The 16,350-nt window shown below is 71.1% G+C and carries 14 protein-coding genes; 6 read left to right on the plus strand and 8 right to left on the minus strand.

The window, feature by feature from the left end:
• Positions 1 to 59: 59 nt before the first annotated feature.
• Together AC27IY_RS46270 and AC27IY_RS46275 are read right to left on the minus strand one after the other, a co-directional pair.
• Positions 60 to 1,265, minus strand: coding sequence for a trypsin-like serine peptidase (locus tag AC27IY_RS46270; protein WP_487181838.1), 1,206 nt, complete (start codon positions 1,263 to 1,265; stop codon positions 60 to 62).
• 315 nt (positions 1,266 to 1,580) lie between these two features.
• A complete protein-coding gene (locus AC27IY_RS46275; RefSeq protein WP_487181839.1) occupies positions 1,581 to 2,540 on the minus strand; it encodes a trypsin-like serine peptidase in 960 nt (319 codons plus the stop codon).
• 262 nt (positions 2,541 to 2,802) lie between these two features.
• On the opposite strand from AC27IY_RS46275, the gene AC27IY_RS46280 reads away from it, so the two are divergent.
• The 4 genes from AC27IY_RS46280 (at position 2,803) to AC27IY_RS46295 (ending at position 7,123) form a co-directional block, all read left to right on the plus strand.
• Positions 2,803 to 4,245, plus strand: coding sequence for an acetyl-CoA synthetase (locus AC27IY_RS46280; protein WP_487181840.1), 1,443 nt, complete (start codon positions 2,803 to 2,805; stop codon positions 4,243 to 4,245).
• 112 nt (positions 4,246 to 4,357) lie between these two features.
• The gene (locus AC27IY_RS46285) at positions 4,358 to 5,236 is read left to right on the plus strand and encodes a hypothetical protein (protein WP_487181841.1); all 879 of its coding nucleotides are present in this window, start codon (positions 4,358 to 4,360) and stop codon (positions 5,234 to 5,236) included.
• 27 nt (positions 5,237 to 5,263) lie between these two features.
• Positions 5,264 to 6,220 (plus strand): zinc-binding dehydrogenase, encoded by a 957-nt coding sequence (locus AC27IY_RS46290; protein ID WP_487181842.1) that lies wholly within the window; start codon positions 5,264 to 5,266, stop codon positions 6,218 to 6,220.
• Between the two features lie 72 nt (positions 6,221 to 6,292).
• Positions 6,293 to 7,123: an oxygenase MpaB family protein gene (locus AC27IY_RS46295; protein ID WP_371251655.1), complete on the plus strand. Its 831-nt coding sequence runs from the start codon at positions 6,293 to 6,295 to the stop codon at positions 7,121 to 7,123.
• Between the two features lie 6 nt (positions 7,124 to 7,129).
• Here AC27IY_RS46295 and AC27IY_RS46300 read toward each other — a convergent pair whose 3' ends face one another.
• The 5 genes from AC27IY_RS46300 to AC27IY_RS46320 all read right to left on the minus strand — a co-directional run bounded on the left by AC27IY_RS46300 (position 7,130) and on the right by AC27IY_RS46320 (position 13,583).
• A complete protein-coding gene (locus tag AC27IY_RS46300) occupies positions 7,130 to 7,870 on the minus strand; it encodes a PadR family transcriptional regulator (RefSeq protein WP_329590290.1) in 741 nt (246 codons plus the stop codon).
• On the minus strand, positions 7,867 to 8,670 hold the full coding sequence (locus tag AC27IY_RS46305) for a DUF4097 family beta strand repeat-containing protein (protein WP_371251653.1): 804 nt from the start codon (positions 8,668 to 8,670) through the stop codon (positions 7,867 to 7,869). Before AC27IY_RS46305 ends, AC27IY_RS46300 begins: the two co-directional genes overlap by 4 nt.
• 92 nt (positions 8,671 to 8,762) lie before the next feature.
• Positions 8,763 to 8,942 (minus strand): DUF6104 family protein, encoded by a 180-nt coding sequence (locus AC27IY_RS46310; RefSeq protein WP_020544136.1) that lies wholly within the window; start codon positions 8,940 to 8,942, stop codon positions 8,763 to 8,765.
• A 130-nt stretch (positions 8,943 to 9,072) separates the two neighbouring features.
• Positions 9,073 to 12,732, minus strand: coding sequence for a multifunctional oxoglutarate decarboxylase/oxoglutarate dehydrogenase thiamine pyrophosphate-binding subunit/dihydrolipoyllysine-residue succinyltransferase subunit (locus tag AC27IY_RS46315; RefSeq protein ID WP_487181843.1), 3,660 nt, complete (start codon positions 12,730 to 12,732; stop codon positions 9,073 to 9,075).
• 206 nt (positions 12,733 to 12,938) lie between these two features.
• The gene (locus tag AC27IY_RS46320) at positions 12,939 to 13,583 is read right to left on the minus strand and encodes a B3/B4 domain-containing protein (RefSeq protein ID WP_487181844.1); all 645 of its coding nucleotides are present in this window, start codon (positions 13,581 to 13,583) and stop codon (positions 12,939 to 12,941) included.
• 75 nt (positions 13,584 to 13,658) lie between these two features.
• Here AC27IY_RS46320 and AC27IY_RS46325 point away from each other — a divergent pair, with 75 nt between their 5' ends.
• Both AC27IY_RS46325 and AC27IY_RS46330 read left to right on the plus strand, forming a co-directional pair.
• A complete protein-coding gene (locus AC27IY_RS46325; RefSeq protein ID WP_487181845.1) occupies positions 13,659 to 14,228 on the plus strand; it encodes a winged helix-turn-helix domain-containing protein in 570 nt (189 codons plus the stop codon).
• The gene (locus AC27IY_RS46330; protein ID WP_487181846.1) at positions 14,225 to 15,508 is read left to right on the plus strand and encodes an MFS transporter; all 1,284 of its coding nucleotides are present in this window, start codon (positions 14,225 to 14,227) and stop codon (positions 15,506 to 15,508) included. Before AC27IY_RS46325 ends, AC27IY_RS46330 begins: the two co-directional genes overlap by 4 nt.
• On the opposite strand, the gene AC27IY_RS46335 is transcribed toward AC27IY_RS46330, so the two are convergent.
• Complete coding sequence (locus AC27IY_RS46335) at positions 15,456 to 16,301, minus strand: glutathione S-transferase family protein (protein WP_423475531.1); 846 nt, start codon at positions 16,299 to 16,301, stop codon at positions 15,456 to 15,458. The genes AC27IY_RS46330 and AC27IY_RS46335 overlap by 53 nt on opposite strands.
• Between the last annotated feature and the right edge of the window lie 49 nt (positions 16,302 to 16,350).

The following is a 16,350-nucleotide window of genomic DNA, read 5'->3' on the forward strand; positions in this document are numbered from 1 at the left end:
CGCGCTGTGACCGACCGGTTGCATATGACTTGGGTCACATTTGTCAGAAAGGTGTGTCGTCAGGCGATTTTCGCGGGCGTGCTCTGCGCCGCCGCGCGCTGGTAGACCATGCCCGCGACCGTGTCGAAGTAGGGCGAGGAGATCGCGTCGTAGCGCTTGTCGCCGTTGCGGTCCCAGTTCAGGCTGTTGACGCCGGCCAGGCTGCCGATCTTGCGGTCCGGGTCGTAGCCGATCACCCAGGGGCCGCCGCTGGTGCCCGCGCTGAAGTCGCACGCCGGGAGCTGTACGCCCTTCTGCAGGTCGAGCGGCGGGGCGGGGCTGTTCCAGATCGTCCGGCCCTCGCGGCACATCCGCAGCGTCTTGCCGTCGTACAGGCGGTTGCCGTCGGGCTGCGCCCCGGCCGGGTAGCCGAAGGCCGCGGCCGTGTAGGTGCCCGGCTTCCTGTTGAGCTCCAGGCCGAGGCCGCCCACGTTGTCCTGGAGCCGGCCGACGTCCTGCATGACGTACTGGCCGTTCTTGTTCACCCAGGTGAAGCCGCGGTGGACGGTGACGAAGGCGTAGTCGTAGTCGTAGTCGCCCCTGCCGATCCAGTCCTCGTGCAGGCTGATGGACGAGGCCACGTAGATGCCCATCGGCTGCTCGCCGCCGAGGCCCGGGTTGGGGACGAAGATCCAGTAGTCGGCGACCTTGGCCTGCCGCGGATCGTAGGCGCAGTGCCCGGCGGTGGCGACCACGCTGCGGTTCCTGGCCGTGACCGCGCTGGCCGAGCACCAGTACTCCTTGTCGCCGAAGCGGAAGAAGACCTTGCCCATCGTGCTGCCGACCTGGGCGCCCTTGCGCGGCAGCGCGGGCGCGGCGAGGCGGCCGGTGCCGAGCTTGCCGGTGCCGAGCTTGCCGGTGCTGAGCTTGCCGGTGCTCGTGGCGCTCGCTTTGCTCGCGGCGGTGCGTGCGGCCGGGCCGGCGGCGCCGCCCGCGGACGTGGACGTGGACTTCGGCACGACGGCGGCGCCGGGCGTGGCCGGGCTGAAGCTGTCGGTGTGCTTGAACTTCTCGGGCTTCCAGTAGTCGGCGACCCGCTTGACGTCCGCGGCGGTCTTGGCGAGGGCGATGCTCTGCACCTTGCCGGCCGCGGCGGTGGCCTTCCCGGCCTGCGCGGTCTGCGCTGTCTGCGCTGTCTGCGCGGCGGCGATCCCCGTGTGGGCAGGCAGCATCAGCAGCGCGCCGCTCAGCGCGGCGGCCAGCAGCTGCCGGGCCCGGGAGATCATGAAAATGCCTTTCTTGGGGTCGTAAGGGGCGATTTTTCCAGATGAGTGGAGGGTATTGCAGCCCGGATAGGGATTCGTTACCTGATCCAGGTTCCAACGTGAACTATAAGGATGCCGTCAGGCCGCCACTTCGATACGTCGGAACGATCAAAAGTCTTTCGGCGTTCGCCCAGGTCAGAGCCGTGATCGTGATCATGGTGGGCGGATCGGAACGCGCCGGCATTTCGTCGTGATCAGGTGGCGGGAGTCACGCGGAATGAGATCGGGGAGACCCCGGATCCCTGCGGGAGCCGGGGTCTCTCAGCGGCGGGACGGTCACGGTATGTTGCCGGTCCACCGGTTCGCCGCGGCCTTGTAGATCTTGTACGTCTCACCGTTGAAGTACGGCGACGAGATGCGGTCGTCACGGCCGTCGCCGTCGGTGTCCCACGCCACGCTGCCCACGCCGACCAGGTAGCCGGTGCGCGAGGCGCTCTTGTAGCCGGAGAGGAAGGGGCCGCCGCCGGCGGTGAAGGAGCACGCGAGGCCGATGTGCTCCTGCGCGTTGTACTTCTTGGCCTCCGGCATCGGCCGGGTCCTGCCGGAGCAGTGCTTCATGGCGGGGCCGCCCGCCGGGTAGCCGAAGGCGAACACGTCCAGCTTGGCGCTCCGGTTCCAGGTGAAGCCCTGGCCGCCGACGTTGTCGCCGAGCCGGCCGGCGTTCCTGACCTGCCCGCGCCAGGACCTGCCGGTCTTCTGCCACGAGACCTTCACGCCGTTGTGGACGTTGACGAACGCGTAGTCGTAGTCGTAGTCCTCCGTCACCGCGAAGCCCTCGTGCGCGTTGAAGGTCCTGGCGGCGTAGACGCCGTACGGGGGGTTCTTCCCGTTCTGGTAGGAGGGCATGAACACCCAGTTGTCGTAGAAGGCGTTGCGCCTGGTGTCGTACACGCAGTGGGCGGAGGTTGCCACGAGGTCGCGGTGTTTGCTCCGCACCGAGGTGGCCGAGCAGGAGCGCCAGTTGCGTGGGTCGCGCGGGTCGGTACGGGGCAGCGTGAAGAACACGCGTCCCACCGTGCCGGGCAGGGTGACGCGTCTGCCGTCGGGCGGCGCGGAGCCGGTGACCTGTCTGAGGCGGTCCGGCGTCCAGAACAGGACCGCCTGCTCGGCGGGGGTGGTGACGTTCCTGGCGACGACGTTCGAGGGTGCCGTCGCGCCGGCCGCGCTGCTGAGGCTCCCCGCTGCCAGCCCGGCGGCTGTCAGGGTGGTCGCGAGGCGCCTTGCTCGGGAATGCATGGAGCTCCTTCCGGTTCTCGGCGGCCCAGGGCGGGGCGCTGCGGCCCCGGTGGGCCAGGAAAACGCTGGAAACGGTATTGAAGGGCCTCGGCGGGTCGTGAGTAATCGACGGAAAGAAGAGGCGAGATAGCGGGATCGCATGTATGACGAGAAAGCATCTCCGCAGGTCAGAGCCGATTTTTCGCGTTTCTGGTAACGGTGCCGACTGCATTCATGAAAGTCACCACTTACCAACCGAATTTTGTTCTGGTTGGATGGGGGCATGGACTCGCGCACCCCCTGTCTCATCGGCATCGCGCAACGCACCGTGCGCGAGCAGCCCGGCCCCGAACCGCTCGATCTCTGGGAGGAGGTCGCGCGGGCCGCGGCCGACGACGCGCGGCTGCCGGTCGAGCGGCTGGAGTCGATCCAGATCGTGCACACCGACTCCTGGCAGTACGACTCGCCCGTCGGGCGGCTGGCCGAGCGGCTGGGGGCGGCGCCGCGGCATCGGGCGTACTCGAAGGTCAGCGGCACGGCGCCGCAGACGCTGATCGGCGCGGCGGCGGCCGGGATCGCGGCGGGGGAGTTCACCTGCGCGCTGGTGACCGGGGCCGAGGCGCTGGCCACGCGGCGGGCCTACCGGCGGGCAGGCGAGCGGACGCCGTGGAGCCATCCGGCCGACCCCAAACCCCCGTACGGCTGGGAGCGGCCGCCGCGTCCGGCCGAGCTGGCGCACGGGCTGGTGCTGCCGGTGCACACGTACCCGATCATGGAGACGGCCCGGCGGGCGGCGCTCGGGATGTCCGTCGAGGAGGAGATGCGCGAGCGCGGGCGGCTGCTGGCGCCGATGACCGAGGTGGCCGCCGCCAACCCGTACGCCTGGCGGCGCACCCCGCGTAGTCCTGACGAGCTGGTGACCGGCAGCCGCTTCGTCGGCTGGCCGTACACCAGGGACACCGTGGCCGTGCTGGAGGTGGACCAGGCGGCGGCCGTCGTGCTCGCCGGCACCGGGCTGGCCGACCGGCTGGGCGTGCCGCAGGACCGGCGGGTCTACCTGCGCGGGTGGGCGTACGGCGAGGACACCTGGGAGGTGGCGGCGCGGCCCGCGCTCGGCTCTTCGGAGGCGATCCCGCGCGTGGCCGCCGCCGCCTTCGCGCGGGCCGGGCTCGGCCTCGCCGACATGGACGCGCTCGACGTCTACAGCTGCTTCGCCATCGCGCTGCGGCAGGCGTGCGACGCGATCGGGCTCGACCCCCTCGACCGGCGCGGGCTGACCGTCACCGGCGGGCTGCCGTACGCGGGCGGCCCGGCCAGCGACTACGTCCTCCACTCGACGGCGACCATGGCCGGGCTGCTGCGCGCCCAGGCGGGGCACGGGCTGGTGACCGGGGTGGGGATGCACCTGACCAAGCACACGTACGCGGTGTGGTCCAGCGAGCCCGGCGGCCGGCTGGGCAGCGCCGCGCCCGTGTTCACGGCCACGGGCGTGCCCGTCGTGGACGTCCACGAGGGCGAGGCGACGGTCGCCGGCTACACCGTCGCGCACGGCAGGGACGGCGCGGCCGAACGCGGCATCCTCGTGGTGGACCTGCCCGGCGGCGGGCGGGCGCACGCCGTGGTGGAGGAGCCGGGGCTGCTGGCGGAGGCCGAGTCGCGGGAACTGGTGGGGCAGCGGGTCCGGCTCGTCTCGCCGGACGGCAAGGTCAACCTCGCCTCCTGGTGACCGGTTGTGGATTCGTGACCTGTTCGCCGGATCTGAGGGCTTGCGCCGTCGGTAGCCGCTCCTTTGAACTGGGAACGAGGGCGACAGCCGCACTACTTCACGAGGAACGCCGGTGGCCGACCGGTTAGACGTCATCGAAGCGGGACAGAGCGGGCGCCGCCGCAGGCTCGGCCTGGCGGTGCTGCTGGTGGCCGTGCTGGTGCCGGTGATCGGCCTGATCGCGAGCCGCCGGCCGCCGCCCGCCGCGCCGCCGCCCGCCCCCGAGCCGATCAGGTCGCTGACCAGGATCGACAGCCCGCCCAACGTGCTGCGGGTCACGCCGGTGACGAAGGGCGGCGAGGCGGTCATCGACGTGGTGTTCCCGGACGGGCGGCGGGCGAGCGTGCGCTATCCCGTCGAGCTGGGCCTGGCAGGCATGGGGGTGCGGCCGTTCCAAGGGCTGTGGATCGACGGGATGTACCGGCAGGTGACGGCGCCGTACAACGGGGAGATCGAGATCACCCAGGGCGGCGAGCCCATCCGCGAGTACGCCCCCAACGTCACCCTGTGGCCCCAGCAGGCGGGCAGCGGCGGGCGAGGCCAGGTGCTGCTGTTCGCCTTCGGCCGTTGGCGCCTCGCCCTGTACGACGTGGGGGACGGCCTGACGTTCGAGCAGCGGCTCGCCGTGGCCAGGCGGCTGCGCGGCGAGGAGACCGAGGACGGCTACCTGGTGCTGTCGGGCGGCGGCCCGGTCCGGCTGGCCCGGCCGGGGGAGAAGGCCCGGGGCAATCCCGTCGGGCCGCAGCTCTGGTTCGGCGGCGGCGGGCGGGCGATGGTCGCGCTCGTGCCGACGCCCCACTGTGGGAAGACGGATCCGGTGCCGTTCGTGATCAGCGGGCGTGGCCGGCCGGCGCGCGCGGTGTGCCGCGGCGGCGTGCAGATCGCGGTGACCGGCCCGGACGCCTACCGTGAGCAGGCGCTGCGCGGGATCAGGGTGACCTTCAAGGACTAGCCGCGGCCGGTTCTGTAGGGTGCGGCCATGTTCGCCGTTACCGCCACACAGACCGACCCCGACAACCCGCTCGCCGGCCTGACGCTGGGGGAGCACCCTGAGCCGAAGACGCCGGACGGCTGGACGACCGTCTCGGTACGGGCGGCCGCGCTCAACCACCACGACCTCTGGACGCTCAAGGGCGTCGGCATCCGCCAGGACCGGCTGCCGATCGTGCTCGGCTGCGACGCCGCCGGCGTGGACGAGGACGGCAACGACGTCATCGTGCACGCGGTGATCGGCTCCGGCCCGGACGAGACGCTGGACCCGCGGCGCTCGCTGCTGTCGGAGGTGCACGACGGCACCTTCGCCGAGCGGGTGGCCGTGCCGCGCCGCAACCTGGTGCCCAAGCCGGCCGCGCTCAGCTTCAAGGAGGCCGCGTGCCTGCCGACGGCCTGGCTGACCGCCTACCGGATGCTGTTCGACAAGTCCGGGCTGCAGCCGGGCTCGACGGTCCTGGTGCAGGGCGCGGGCGGCGGGGTGGCCACCGCGCTGATCGCGCTCGGCCGGGCGGGCGGCTTCCGGGTCTGGGCGACTAGCCGTTCGGCGGACAAGCGCGAGCGGGCCCTGCGGCTGGGCGCCGACCAGGTCTTCGAGAGCGGCGCGCGGCTGCCCGAGCGGGTGGACGCGGTCATGGAGACCGTCGGCCAGGCCACCTGGGACCATTCGCTCAAGTCGCTCAAGCCGGGCGGGCGCATCGTGGTCAGCGGCGCCACCAGCGGGGCCGTGCCGCCGGCCGACCTCAACCGGGTGTTCTTCCTGCAGCTCTCGGTGGTCGGCTCGACGATGGGGACGCGCGAGCAGCTTCAGCGGCTGGCGGTGTTCCTGGAGCAGACGGGCGTGCGGCCGGAGATCGACCGGACGCTGCCGCTGGCCGAGGCGCGCGACGGCTTCGCCGCCATGGCGGAGGGCGAGCTGTTCGGGAAGATCGTCTTCACCGCCTGATAAGTAACGGGTTACTTTTCGGGCGCCCGGTGATACAAAGGAAAGAGAGTTGTATCACCGGGAGGCCCGATCATGGACGTGGAGCCCTTCGGCCCGGGTTCGATGCACTGGGAAACCGCGGGCGAATATCGCAACCTGCTGGTGGCCGGCAGCGCCCTGGTCCTGCAGACCATGCATCCGGCGGTGGGGGCGGCGGTCGCCGAGCACTCGACGTACAAGTCGGATCCGTGGGGGCGGCTCAACCGCACGCTGGAGTCCGTACAGACCTGGGTGTACGGCGGCGAGGCCGGCCCCGCGGAGGGGCGGCGGCTCAGGGAGATCCACCGCACGATCAGGGGCGTGGACGAGCGCGGCCGGCCCTACCACGCGCTGAACGCCGAGGCGTGGGCCTGGGTGCACCTGACGCTGTTCGAGCGGTTCGTCGCGCTCAACCGCCACTTCGGCACCCCGCTCACCGGCGCCGAGCAGCGCCGGCTCTACGTGGAGTCGCAGCAGCTCGGACGCATGCTGCGGGTGCCGGAGCGGGAGCTGCCCGCGGACCTGGACGACTACTGGCGCTACTTCGACCGCATGGTGGCCGAGCGGCTGGAGCCGCATCCGACCGCGCTGGACGTGCTGTCGGTCATGCGGGGGACGCCCGCGCCGCCGGGACTGCCCGCACCGCTGCGCCGGCTGTGGACGCCGGTGGGAGCGGGCGCGGGCGAGTTCAACCACTTCGTCACGGTCGGCACCCTGCCGCCCGCCGTGCGGGACAAGCTCGGCCTGCGCTGGACGATCCGGGACGAGCGGCGGCTGCGGCGCGTCGGGCAGGCGGTCGCGGCGCTGACGCCGCGGTTGCCGGAACGGCTGAGGTACATGCCGATCGCCTACCGCGCCCGCAGGGCCGCCCGCGCCGCCGCGTAGCGGAGCTCAGCGTTCGAGGATGTCGCGGATCCGGCGGGAGGCGTCGTCCAGCGCCGTCCGCAGGTCGTGCAGCTTCTCGCCGGTCAGCCGGGCGTCGGACGCCTCCCTGCGCGCCTGCGCCACGAAGTCGGCCAGCAGCTCGCCCAGCTCGGCGTCGAGATCGGCGCGGGACGGCGGCGCGCCGCCGAGCGTGCCCCAGATCTCGGTCCACATCCGGCGCCACTCCCTGGTCAGCCGCTCGCTCTCGCCCTGCCACTGGTGGGCGTGGTCCTGCCACTGCCGCCACTGCTCGTCCCGCAGCCGCTGGAACTCCTCCTTCTGCCGCCGGCCGAAGCCGACCGGGTCCTCGCGGCCGCCGGTGCGCACGTCCTTCGCCATCCGGGTCAGCTCGTCGCGCAGGGACTTGACCGTCTCGCGCACGTCCTCCTTGACCTCGCGGGCGATGTCGCGCACGGAGGCGGAGATCTCCTCCTCCAGGTCGTCGAGCTCGTCGAGGCGGGCGTTGAGCTCCTCGCGGCCCTTGTCGGTGATCGAGAAGACCTTCTTGCCGTCGGCCACCTCGTGGGTGACCAGGCCCTCCTCCTCCAGCCGGGCCAGACGGGGGTAGATCGTGCCGGGGGAGGGCGAGTAGACGCCGAGGAAGCGGTCCTGGAGCAGCCGGATCACCTCGTAGCCGTGCCGCGGGCTCTCCTCCAGCAGCTTGAGCAGGTACAGCCGGAGCCGGCCGTGACCGAAGACAGGGCTCATTCCTTCTCCCCCTTGAGCAGTGCGACCTCGCCGGAGACCGTGGTCGCCGACACCGAGGCCATGCCGCCGCCGAGCCGCCCCGACATGGTCTTCATGCCGGGCCCGCTCGAGTCGGACAGTTCGTCGAACGTGCTGACCAGCCGCCCGGAGGTGGAGCGGAGGGTGACGTCCGCGTCCACGTTGTCCGGCAGCCTGACCAGGATGTCACCGGAGACGCTGGTGAACGTCACATGTCCGGTGGGTCGCAGCGCCAGGTCGGCGGTGATGCGGCCGGAGACGGTGTTGGCCCTGAGCCGGCGCGGCGTGCCGTCGGCCACCGTCAGGTCGCCCGAGACGCTGTTGAACGACAGGTCGCCCTCCATCGCCCGGCTCTCGACCGGCCCGGAGACGGTGTTGGCGGTGACCTCGCCGCTCACCCCGTCGAGCACGATCTCCGCCGAGACGCCCTTGACGCGCGTGGAGCGCTCGAAGCCGGCCACGACGGCGGGCGCCGACACCACGCCCGCGCTCACCCGGCACGACTTGGGGACGGCGATGGACAGCACGGTCCTGCGCCGGTCGCGGCGCAGCCAGCCGAGCAGGCCGTCCCAGGTGAGGTCCTTGTAGGCGACGGTGAGCGAGCGCGTGTCCTCGTCGTAGGTCACGATGAGCGGCGAGGCCGAGTCGATCTCGGCCACCTCCAGTGTCGGCGGGCCCTCACTGGCGAGCACCGCCAGCCGGCCGGCGACGATGCGCACGTCGAGCGATTCCACGGCGCCGAAGGTCAGCTGCTCCGGCGCTTCGACGGTCCACTGCTGCATGCTTCCGCCCTTCTGGCAACACCTCGTATGAGAACACGATATGTCGCGTTCGGCGGAAACTCAAGATGTATCGCGTTTTATCCGGCCGGCGGCTATTCGTCGTCCTCGTCGTCCAGCCGGGCCAGCCACGTGGCCAGCCGCTCCACCGGGGTCTCGAACTCGGGGTTGAGGTCCACGAACTCGCGCAGCCGCTCACCCAGCCACAGCAGGCTGACCTCCTCCTCGCCCCGGCGCTCGACCAGCTCCTCGATCCCCCGGTCGGTGAAGTACATCGCTCTCCATCCCGTCATCCGTCCGCTCACTGCGTCTCGCCCGAACTCTAGCCCCTGGCCAGCACGGACCCGGAAACGGCGGATGCCGGTGGCCCCGGAAGGGCCACCGGCATCCGTGGAGAAACCCGGATCAGGCGAAGACCTGGCGCAGGATCTCCTCCAGCTCCGTGTCGTGCGCGTTGTGCGAGCCCGAGGCCGGCGAGCTGTTGGGCGTGCGCGAGACCCGGCGCACCGGCCGGCCGCCCAGCGCCTGCGGGTCCTCGGCCAGCTTGAGCGTGAGGTAGGGCCACGGACCCATGTTGACCGGCTCGTCCTGCGCCCAGACCAGCTCGACCTGGCCGTAGCGGCCCAGCTCGGCCGCCAGCTCCTCACCCGGGAACGGGTAGAGGCGCTCCAGCCGGACCAGCGCCACGTCCTCGCGGCCCAGCTTGCCGCGCTCGGCCAGCAGCTCGTAGTAGAGCTTGCCGGAGCACATCACCACGCGGGTGACCTTCGCCGGGTCCACCGTCGTGTCGCCGAGCACCGGCTGGAAGGTGCCCGAGGTGAAGTCGGACGCCTTGGACGTGGCCGCCTTGTGGCGCAGCAGCCACTTCGGCGTGAAGACCACCAGCGGCTTGCGCCGCTGCGACTCCACCTGCCAGCGCAGCAGGTGGAAGTAGTTGGCCGGGGTGGTGGGCTGCGCGACGGTCATGTTGTCCAGCGCGCAGACCTGCAGGAACCGCTCGATGCGGGCCGAGGAGTGGTCGGGGCCCTGGCCCTCGTAGCCGTGCGGCAGCAGCAGCGTGACCGAGGACTTCTGGCCCCACTTCTGCTCACCGGACGAGATGAACTCGTCGATGATCGTCTGGGCGCCGTTGACGAAGTCGCCGAACTGCGCCTCCCAGCACACCAGGGCGTCGGGGCGTACGACGCTGTAGCCGTACTCGAAGCCGAGCGCCGCGAACTCGCTGAGCAGCGAGTCGTAGACGTAGAACTTCGTGGTGCCCTGGTTGAAGCTCTTCAGCGGCGTGTGGTCGGCGCCGGTCATCCGGTCGACCAGCACCGCGTGCCGCTGCGTGAACGTGCCGCGCCGGGAGTCCTGGCCGACCAGGCGGACCGGGTGGCCGTCGAGCAGCAGCGAGCCGAAGGCCAGCGTCTCGCCCATCGCCCAGTCGATCGCGTCCTGCTCGACCATCTGACCGCGGCGCTGCAGTACCGGCGCGAGGCGCGGGTGCGGCGTGAAGCCGTCGGGCAGGTTGAGCTGGGTGTCGACGATGCGCTTGAGCGTCTCGTGGGTGATCGCCGTCGGCGTGTCGTCGTGCGACCACTTGACGACCTCGGTCGGCGGCACCCGCATCGCGGCCGCCTCCTGCGGCTTCTTCGCCGCCTCGCGGACCTCGGTGAACGCCTGCTCCAGCTTGGCCTGGTAGTCGCGCAGCGCCGACTCGGCCTCTTCGACCGTGATGTCGCCGCGGCCGATCAGGGCCTCGGTGTAGAGCTTGCGGGTCGAGCGCTTGGCGTCGATGAGGTCGTACATCAGCGGCTGGGTGAACGCCGGGTTGTCGCCCTCGTTGTGACCGCGGCGGCGGTAGCAGATGAGGTCGATGACGACGTCCTTGCGGAACGCCCGCCGGTATTCGTAGGCGAGCTGTCCGACGCGGACCACGGCCTCGGGGTCGTCGCCGTTGACGTGGAAGATCGGGGCCTGGATCATCCGCGCCACGTCGGTGGCGTAGACCGACGAGCGGGACGAGGCCGGCGAGGTCGTGAAGCCGACCTGGTTGTTGACCACCACGTGCACGGTGCCGCCGGTGCGGTAGCCGCGCAGCTGCGACAGGTTGAGCGTCTCGGCCACGACGCCCTGGCCGGCGAAGGCCGCGTCGCCGTGGACGAGCACGGGCAGGACGGTGAAGCCCTCCTCGCCGCGCTCGATGAGGTCCTGCTTGGCGCGTACGACGCCCTCCAGGACCGGGTTGACCGCCTCCAGGTGGGAGGGGTTGGCCACGACGGACGCCGTGATGGTCTTGCCGCTCGGCGCGGTGAACGTGCCGGTGGCGCCCAGGTGGTATTTCACGTCGCCCGACCCGTGCGCGGTGCGCGGGTCGATGTTGCCCTCGAACTCGCCGAAGATCTGGGCGTAGGACTTGCCCACGATGTTGGCCAGCACGTTGAGCCGGCCGCGGTGGGCCATGCCGATGACGACCTCGTCGAGGTCCTCGTCGGCGGCGTCGCTGAGCACCGAGTCGAGCAGCGGGATCAGGGACTCGCCGCCCTCCAGCGAGAAGCGCTTCTGGCCGACGAACTTCGTCTGCAGGAACGTCTCGAACGCCTCGGCGGTGTTGAGCCGCGACAGGATGTTGAGCTGCTCGTCGCGCTCCGGCGACTTGTGCGGCTTCTCCACCCGCGCCTGGATCCAGGCCCGCTCCTCGGGGTTCTGGATGTGCATGTACTCGATGCCGACGGTGCGGCAGTAGGAGTCGCGCAGCACGCCGAGGATGTCGCGCAGCTTCATCAGCGGCTTGCCGCCGAAGCCGCCGGTGGCGAACTCCCGCTCCAGGTCCCACAGCGTCAGGCCGTGCGACTGGATGTCGAGGTCGGGGTGCTTGCGCTGTTTGTACTCGAGCGGATCGGTCTCGGCCATGAGGTGGCCGCGCACGCGGTAGGCGTGGATCAGCTCGATCACCCGGGCGGACTTGGCCACGTCGTCGTCGTGGGTGGCCGAGATGTCCTGGACCCAGCGCACCGGCTCGTACGGGATGCGCAGCGCCTCGAAGATCTCGTCGTAGAAGCCGTCCTCGCCGAGCAGCAGCCGGTGGATCTGGCGCAGGAAGTCGCCCGACTGGGCGCCCTGGATGATCCGGTGGTCGTAGGTGCTGGTCAGCGTCATGACCTTGGAGACGGCCAGGCGCGACAGGGTCTCGGGGGAGGCGCCCTGGTATTCGGCCGGGTATTCCATCGCGCCGACGCCGATGATGGTGCCCTGTCCGGGCATCAGGCGCGGGACGGAGTGGACCGTGCCGATCGTGCCGGGGTTGGTCAGCGAGATCGTGGTGCCGGCGAAGTCGTCGACCCCGAGCTTGCCGCCGCGCGCCTTGCGCACGACGTCCTCGTAGGCCATCCAGAACTGGCGGAAGTCCATCTCCTCCGCGCCCTTGATGGAGGGCACGAGGAGCTGGCGGTCGCCGTTGCTCTTCTGGACGTCGATCGCCAGGCCGAAGCCGACGTGCTCCGGCTTGATCAGCGTCGGCTTGCCGTCGACCTCCGCGTAGGAGTAGTTCATCTCCGGCATGGCCCGCAGCGCCTTGACGATCGCGAAACCGATCAGGTGCGTGAAGGAGACCTTGCCGCCGCGACCCCGCTTGAGGTGATTGTTGATCACGATGCGGTTGTCGATGAGCAGCTTCGCCGGGATGGCGCGCACGCTGGTCGCCGTCGGGACCGACAGGGACAGGTCCATGTTGGCCGCGGTGCGGGCCGCGGCGCCGCGCAGCCTGACCTCCTCGGCGTCCTTGGGCACGGGGGTTGAGGGTTGCTTCGGCTTCTCGGCCGCGGCGGGAGCCTTGGCCGCGGCCGGAGCCGTCACCGTCGCTTTGGCAGGTGCGGGGGCGGGCGCGGTCGTAGTGCCGTTCGCCGCCTCCCTGACCGGGGTTCGGCCCGGCCCGTAATCAGGGTTGTAGTCAGCGAAGAAGTTCCACCAGGCCTTGTCTACCGACTCGGGGTCCTGGAGGTACTTCTGGTACAGCTCGTCGACAAGCCACTCGTTCTGACCGAAGCTTGCCAGCGGGTTTGTCCGCGACGACTCAGACGACACGGCGGAAATCGCCCTCTTCCGCAGATCGGCGTTGATGTTAGAGAACCTGTCCAAGGCTACTCGCCCGGACTGGCAGCACGTGCCGAAGAGCGCGCGCCGCCCCGAACGATCCTCTCAGGACCGCGCAAAGAGGTCACGCCCCCCCTTGCCAATCCGGGTGGCACTGGGGATTGTTACTGTTTGATATCAACACCGGGGCGGCAGGTTTAGTTCCGCGCGGACAACAGTCTGGTGGCGATCCGGACACCCGGCGACAGCTCCGCCAGCAGATCGGCCAGCTCCTCGCCGGCCTCCTTCAGCTCCTCCAGCGTCATCGGCTCCAGCCGCTCCAGCAGGAAGATGGCGTTGACCGTCTCCTCGGTGAGCCGGGTGCGGGCCACCTGGCGCCAGTTCCATCTGCGGCAGGTGACGCCGAGGTCGTCGCGCCAGATCACCTCGCCCGGCTCCGGCGTGCCGAGCGCCTCCTCCGAGGGCTCGTCGCCGGTCGCGCGCACCAGCCGCGCCGGGCCGGAGTAACGGTCGAGGTCCTCGCCGCCGATCGGCAGCGCGTGCTTGACGCTGATCGCGTTGTAGGCGTCGACCGCCCGGTTGATCTCCGGCAGCGGCATGCGCCGGGTGAGCGCGTCGACCGAGGGCCGGGTGCGCTGCGGCTTGGCGCCGAAGGCGCGGTAGGCGTCCTTCCAGGCGTCGATCTTCACGGGCTGCGCCTCCGCCTCGGCCGCCGCCGCCAGCCAGGCGCGGGAGCGGTCGTCCGTGGGGCCGTTGGTCAACCCGTGCGCGGTCATGACCAGCACGGCGAAGTCGGGCCGGAGCTCGTGGACGGCGTCGTCCACCCAGATGTCGTCGAGCACGCTCCCAAGTCTACGAGGGGAGCAAATCGCAAAATTCACTTTGCAAAATTGCCTTTGCGGTTTACCGTGGCAGGTATGGAGGAGCAGTACAGGATCAGTGACCCGCGGGTGCTCAGGGCCGTCTCCCACCCGCTGCGGGTGCGCCTGCTCGGCCTGCTGCGCAGCGACGGCCCGGCCACCGCCAGCGAGCTGGCCCGCAGGGTGGGCGAGAGCTCCGGCTCGACCAGCTACCACCTGCGCGAGCTGTTCAAGTTCGGCTTCGTCGAGGAGGACGACGAGCGACGCGACGGCCGTGAGCGGCGCTGGCGCGCCCGTCACGTCTACACCTCGTGGGACGCGGCCGAGATGAGCGCCACGCCCGAGGGCCGCGAGGCAATCCGGATCATGCACCTGCGCCAGGCCGAGACGGTCGGCCGGATGCTGGGGGAGTTCGACCTCGCGGACTGGCCGCGGGAATGGGTGGACGTCTCCGGCATGAGCGACCACATCCTCACGCTGCCCCCCGCCGCGCTCCGCGAGTTCGCCGACCGCGCCGAGGCGCTGCTGCGCGAGCTCGCCGACCGCCACGCCGGCGACCCCGACGCCAGGCAGGTGCAGGTCTGGTACGGCGGCGTCCCCCGCAGCCCCGGACAGGAGGAGTCATGACCGCCCGCTCGGCCTTACGCCGCTACCTGCTCGTCTGTTTCCTGACCTGGCTGCCGCTCGGCCTGATGATGTCCTCCCAGGTCCTGCTCATGACCGAGCGGGGGCTCGGGCTGGCCGAGATCGGCCTGACGGTGACCGTGTTCTCCGTCGTCACCGCGAGCCTGGAGCTGCCCACCGGAGGGCTGGCCGACGTGATCGGGCGGCGCATGGTGCTGGCCGCCTCGGCCGCGTTCCTCACGGCGGGCCTCGCGCTGATGAGCGTGGCCACGACGCTGTGGGCGTTCCTGGCCGTCGGCGTGCTCAAGGGCGTGGCGCGGGCGCTGTCCAGCGGCCCGTCCACCTCCTGGTACGTCGACACCCTGCACCGGATCGAGGGCCACGACGCCGACCTCAAGCCGGGGCTTGCCAGGGGCGGCGCCATGGAGTCCGCGTCCCTCTGCGTCGGCGTGCTGGCCGGCGGCGTCCTGCCGGCGGTGGTGCCGCCGAAGCTGATGTTCCCGCTGGCCGCGCCGAGTCTGGTGGCCGCCGTGGCGGCGGCGCTGCTGCTGGCCGTGGTCCTCGTGGCGCTGCCCGAGCCGTCCCGCGAGCGGATGTCGCCGGCCGGGGTGCTGCGCGGGGTGCCCGCCACGATCGCCGGCGGGCTGCGGATGGCGGCGGGGCGCGCGCTGCTGCGCCGGCTCATGCTGGCCGCGGTGTGCTCCGGCGTCATGCTGACCGCCATCGAGCTGCTGACGCCCGGCCGGCTGGCCGAGCTGGCCGGCTCGGCGGAGCAGGGCAGCTTCGCCTACGCCGTCGTCGCGGCGCTCGGCTTCGCGGGCAGCGCGGCGGGCAGCGCGCTCGCGCCCCGCGCGGCCCGCCTGGCTGGGAGCTCGGCCAGGGGCGCGATCGCGGGCGCGGTGGTGTGCGGGCTCTCGGTCGCCACCCTGGCCGCCACGTCGGACCTCGGCGGGACCGCCGGCCTGGTGAGCGCCGCGGCGGCCTACGTGGTGCTGTTCGCCGGGCTCGCGGTGACCTCCGTGCTGTCGCTGGAGCTGACGCACAACGCGGTCACCGCGGCCGAGCGCACCACCCTGACCTCGATCTCCTCGCTGTCCCTGCAGTCCGGCGGGGTCGCGGCCAACCTCACGCTCGGCGCGCTGGCCGCCCAGGCGGGCCTCGCCGCCGCCTGGACCGTGGCCGCCGCGGTCACCCTGGTCTCGGCGCTGCTGTACGTGCGGCTGCCGGTGCTCACACGCTCCAGTCCAGCTCCGGCCCCACCGGTACGATCCGGCTCGGATTGATCCCGGTCTGCGTCATGAAGTAGTGGCGCTTGATGTGGTCGAAGTCCGTGGTCTCGCCGAAGGCCGGGATGGCGTGGAGGCGGCGGGCGTAGGCCCACAGCGCCGGATAGTCGGTCAGCCGCCGCACCATGCACTTGAAGTGCGGGTAGTAGACGGTGTCGAACCTGGCGAGTGTGGTGTAGAGCCGCACGTCGCTCTCGGTCAGCGTGTCGAAGAGGTAGGCGGACTCGGCCAGGCGCACCTCCAGGTGGTCGAGGGTGGTGAAGACCCGCGCCACGGCCTCCTCGTACGCCTGCTGGTCCCGGGCGAAGCCCGCCTCGTAGACCGCGTTGTTGAGCCCGTGGTAGAGGCGGTCGTTCATGATGTCGATGTCGGGGCGCAGCCGCTCGGGATAGAGGTCGGGCGAGGTGCCCCACGACATCTCCAGGTCCAGGGTGATCTGGGGGAAGTCGTTGGTGACCAGGCGTTTCTCGTGGGTGTCCCAGATGCAGGGGACGGTGTAGCGGCCGGTGTAGCCGGGGTCGGTGGCGTGGTAGAGCTCCGACAGGTGTTCGGGGTCCCCGCCGGGGACGCGCCAGCCCTTCTCGTCCCTGATCGGGTCGACGATCGTGACGTCCAGCAGGTCCTCCAGGCCCAGCAGCCGCCTGACGATCAGCACCCGGTGCGCCCACGGGCAGGCGTAGGAGGCGTAGAGGCGGTAGCGGCCCGGCTCCGGGGGGCCGAGGCGGCCGGTGAAGTGGTTGGGCTGCCGGACGAAGCGGCCATCGCCCGAGATCTCGCGGCTCGGCTTCATGGTCCCAGTAGAACATGATTCGGATCCAGAACCTCGTTCGGGCAGAATC

The organism is Nonomuraea sp. B208, from assembly GCF_057536035.1.

What these genes read in the sequence shown, in the direction of transcription:
- AC27IY_RS46330 (WP_487181846.1), top strand. Translation starts at nt 14,225, where the DNA reads ATGACCGCCCGCTCGGCCTTACGCCGCTACCTGCTCGTCTGTTTCCTG.
- AC27IY_RS46300 (WP_329590290.1), bottom strand. Translation starts at nt 7,870, where the DNA reads ATGAGCCCTGTCTTCGGTCACGGCCGGCTCCGGCTGTACCTGCTCAAG.
- AC27IY_RS46280 (WP_487181840.1), top strand. Translation starts at nt 2,803, where the DNA reads ATGGACTCGCGCACCCCCTGTCTCATCGGCATCGCGCAACGCACCGTG.
- AC27IY_RS46295 (WP_371251655.1), top strand. Translation starts at nt 6,293, where the DNA reads ATGGACGTGGAGCCCTTCGGCCCGGGTTCGATGCACTGGGAAACCGCG.
- AC27IY_RS46290 (WP_487181842.1), top strand. Translation starts at nt 5,264, where the DNA reads ATGTTCGCCGTTACCGCCACACAGACCGACCCCGACAACCCGCTCGCC.
- AC27IY_RS46270 (WP_487181838.1), bottom strand. Translation starts at nt 1,265, where the DNA reads ATGATCTCCCGGGCCCGGCAGCTGCTGGCCGCCGCGCTGAGCGGCGCG.
- AC27IY_RS46310 (WP_020544136.1), bottom strand. Translation starts at nt 8,942, where the DNA reads ATGTACTTCACCGACCGGGGGATCGAGGAGCTGGTCGAGCGCCGGGGC.
- AC27IY_RS46335 (WP_423475531.1), bottom strand. Translation starts at nt 16,301, where the DNA reads ATGAAGCCGAGCCGCGAGATCTCGGGCGATGGCCGCTTCGTCCGGCAG.
- AC27IY_RS46305 (WP_371251653.1), bottom strand. Translation starts at nt 8,670, where the DNA reads ATGCAGCAGTGGACCGTCGAAGCGCCGGAGCAGCTGACCTTCGGCGCC.
- AC27IY_RS46325 (WP_487181845.1), top strand. Translation starts at nt 13,659, where the DNA reads ATGGAGGAGCAGTACAGGATCAGTGACCCGCGGGTGCTCAGGGCCGTC.
- AC27IY_RS46275 (WP_487181839.1), bottom strand. Translation starts at nt 2,540, where the DNA reads ATGCATTCCCGAGCAAGGCGCCTCGCGACCACCCTGACAGCCGCCGGG.